At 48.5% G+C, this 3085-nt stretch carries 2 tRNA genes and 2 rRNA genes; all 4 read left to right on the top strand.

Going from position 1 to position 3085, the window contains the following annotated elements:
• Positions 1-70 precede the first annotated feature (70 nt).
• Positions 71-1608: ribosomal RNA gene (locus tag A9G41_RS02945) — 16S ribosomal RNA — on the top strand.
• A 58-nt stretch (positions 1609-1666) separates the two neighbouring features.
• A tRNA-Ile gene (locus A9G41_RS02940) sits at positions 1667-1743 on the top strand.
• Positions 1744-1795: 52 nt separating this feature from the next.
• A tRNA-Ala gene (locus tag A9G41_RS02935) sits at positions 1796-1871 on the top strand.
• Between the two features lie 260 nt (positions 1872-2131).
• Positions 2132-3085: ribosomal RNA gene (locus tag A9G41_RS02930) — 23S ribosomal RNA — on the top strand; the annotation flags it as partial.

Below are 3085 nucleotides of genomic sequence, written 5' to 3'. Positions count from 1 at the left end.
TTAAGTCTTGATAAGTGACACTGAAGATTCATTTGAATATGTCAGAGACAGTTATTGAGCATCAAACTTTAAATTGAAGAGTTTGATCATGGCTCAGATTGAACGCTGGCGGCAGGCTTAACACATGCAAGTCGAACGGTAACATGAGTGCTTGCACTTGATGACGAGTGGCGGACGGGTGAGTAAAGTATGGGGATCTGCCGAATGGAGGGGGACAACAGTTGGAAACGACTGCTAATACCGCATAAAGTTGAGAGACCAAAGCATGGGACCTTTGGGCCATGCGCCATTTGATGAACCCATATGGGATTAGCTAGTAGGTGGGGTAAAGGCTCACCTAGGCGACGATCTCTAGCTGGTCTGAGAGGATGGCCAGCCACACTGGAACTGAGACACGGTCCAGACTCCTACGGGAGGCAGCAGTGGGGAATATTGCACAATGGGGGGAACCCTGATGCAGCCATGCCGCGTGTATGAAGAAGGCCTTCGGGTTGTAAAGTACTTTCGGTGATGAGGAAGGTGTTGTATCTAATAGGTGCAACAATTGACGTTAATTACAGAAGAAGCACCGGCTAACTCCGTGCCAGCAGCCGCGGTAATACGGAGGGTGCGAGCGTTAATCGGAATGACTGGGCGTAAAGGGCATGTAGGCGGATAATTAAGTTAGGTGTGAAAGCCCTGGGCTCAACCTAGGAATTGCACTTAAAACTGGTTAACTAGAGTATTGTAGAGGAAGGTAGAATTCCACGTGTAGCGGTGAAATGCGTAGAGATGTGGAGGAATACCGGTGGCGAAGGCGGCCTTCTGGACAGATACTGACGCTGAGATGCGAAAGCGTGGGGAGCAAACAGGATTAGATACCCTGGTAGTCCACGCTGTAAACGATGTCGATTTGGAGTTTGTTGCCTAGAGTGATGGGCTCCGAAGCTAACGCGATAAATCGACCGCCTGGGGAGTACGGCCGCAAGGTTAAAACTCAAATGAATTGACGGGGGCCCGCACAAGCGGTGGAGCATGTGGTTTAATTCGATGCAACGCGAAGAACCTTACCTGGTCTTGACATCCACAGAATCCTGTAGAGATATGGGAGTGCCTTCGGGAACTGTGAGACAGGTGCTGCATGGCTGTCGTCAGCTCGTGTTGTGAAATGTTGGGTTAAGTCCCGCAACGAGCGCAACCCTTATCCTTTGTTGCCATCGGTTTGGCCGGGAACTCAAAGGAGACTGCCGTTGATAAAGCGGAGGAAGGTGGGGACGACGTCAAGTCATCATGGCCCTTACGACCAGGGCTACACACGTGCTACAATGGCGTATACAAAGGGAGGCGACCTCGCGAGAGCAAGCGGACCTCATAAAGTACGTCTAAGTCCGGATTGGAGTCTGCAACTCGACTCCATGAAGTCGGAATCGCTAGTAATCGTGAATCAGAATGTCACGGTGAATACGTTCCCGGGCCTTGTACACACCGCCCGTCACACCATGGGAGTGGGTTGCACCAGAAGTAGATAGCTTAACCTTCGGGAGGGCGTTTACCACGGTGTGGTTCATGACTGGGGTGAAGTCGTAACAAGGTAACCGTAGGGGAACCTGCGGTTGGATCACCTCCTTACGAAGAGCTCGTAAGTGTTCACACAGATTGTTTGTTTAGAAGAAAGAGTCACTTTATTGGGTCTGTAGCTCAGGTGGTTAGAGCGCACCCCTGATAAGGGTGAGGTCGGTGGTTCAAGTCCACTCAGACCCACCAATTCTACTTATTAAGCTGATTTTAGCTTGATTAGTTGATGAAGTGAGACAATGGGGCTATAGCTCAGCTGGGAGAGCGCCTGCCTTGCACGCAGGAGGCCAGCGGTTCGATCCCGCTTAGCTCCACCATTAAAGATATCTCTATTATTCGATGATGAAAAATTATGTTTGTATTTACTTGGTTTAAAAGATAAGTGAATAGAAAGATAAAGCTCTTTAACAATTAGGAACAAGCTGAAAGAAACGAGTTCTCGTTTTTACGTAAAGCTTTTATTTTTGGTTTAATGATATATTTAATAAATGTTGAGTTAAGTTGATTAAACTAAAAGTGTTGAAGTGAAAAAGAGAAAAAAGCGTAAATTGAAAACCAAGACAACTGTGAGTTGTAAGGTTAAGAAATTAAGCGTACACGGTGGATGCCTAGGCAATCAGAGGCGAAGAAGGACGTGTTAATCTGCGAAAAGCGACGGTGAGCCGATAAAAGGCGCTATAGCCGTTGATGTCCGAATGGGGAAACCCAGTGTAGGTGACTACACTATCATATAATGAATTCATAGTTATATGAGGCGAACCGGGAGAACTGAAACATCTAAGTACCCCGAGGAAAAGAAATCAACCGAGATTCCCTAAGTAGCGGCGAGCGAAAGGGGAGTAGCCCAAGCGGGTAGCATGATGTATTAGTGGAAGCGTCTGGAAAGTCGCACGATAGAGGGTGAAAGTCCCGTACATGAAAATGCATGATGTGGAAGCTTATAGAGTAGGGCGGGACACGTGATATCCTGTCTGAAGAAGGGGGGACCATCCTCCAAGGCTAAATACTCCTGATTGACCGATAGTGAACCAGTACCGTGAGGGAAAGGCGAAAAGAACCCCGGGAGGGGAGTGAAATAGACCCTGAAACCGTGTACGTACAATCAGTGGGAGCTGTTACCGTTGGGTAATAGTGACTGCGTACCTTTTGTATAATGGGTCAGCGACTTATATTCTGTAGCGAGGTTAACCGAATAGGGGAGCCGAAGGGAAACCGAGTATTAACTGTGCGTTAAGTTGCAGGGTATAGACCCGAAACCCGGTGATCTAGCCATGGGCAGGTTGAAGGTTGGTTAACACTAACTGGAGGACCGAACCGACTAATGTTGAAAAATTAGCGGATGACCTGTGGCTGGGGGTGAAAGGCCAATCAAACCGGGAGATAGCTGGTTCTCCCCGAAAGCTATTTAGGTAGCGCCTCATGAATGACTGTTGGGGGTAGAGCACTGTTTCGGCTAGGGGGCCATCCCGGCTTACCAACCCGATGCAAACTCCGAATACTGACAAGTTTAATCATGGGAGACACACGGCGG

The sequence above is a fragment of the Gilliamella sp. Nev5-1 genome, from assembly GCF_001690895.1.
GTDB classification, from domain to species: domain Bacteria; phylum Pseudomonadota; class Gammaproteobacteria; order Enterobacterales; family Orbaceae; genus Gilliamella; species Gilliamella apicola_C.
The sequence above is the reverse complement of the archived record's forward strand: the minus strand, read 5'-3'. Positions and strand labels throughout refer to the sequence as shown.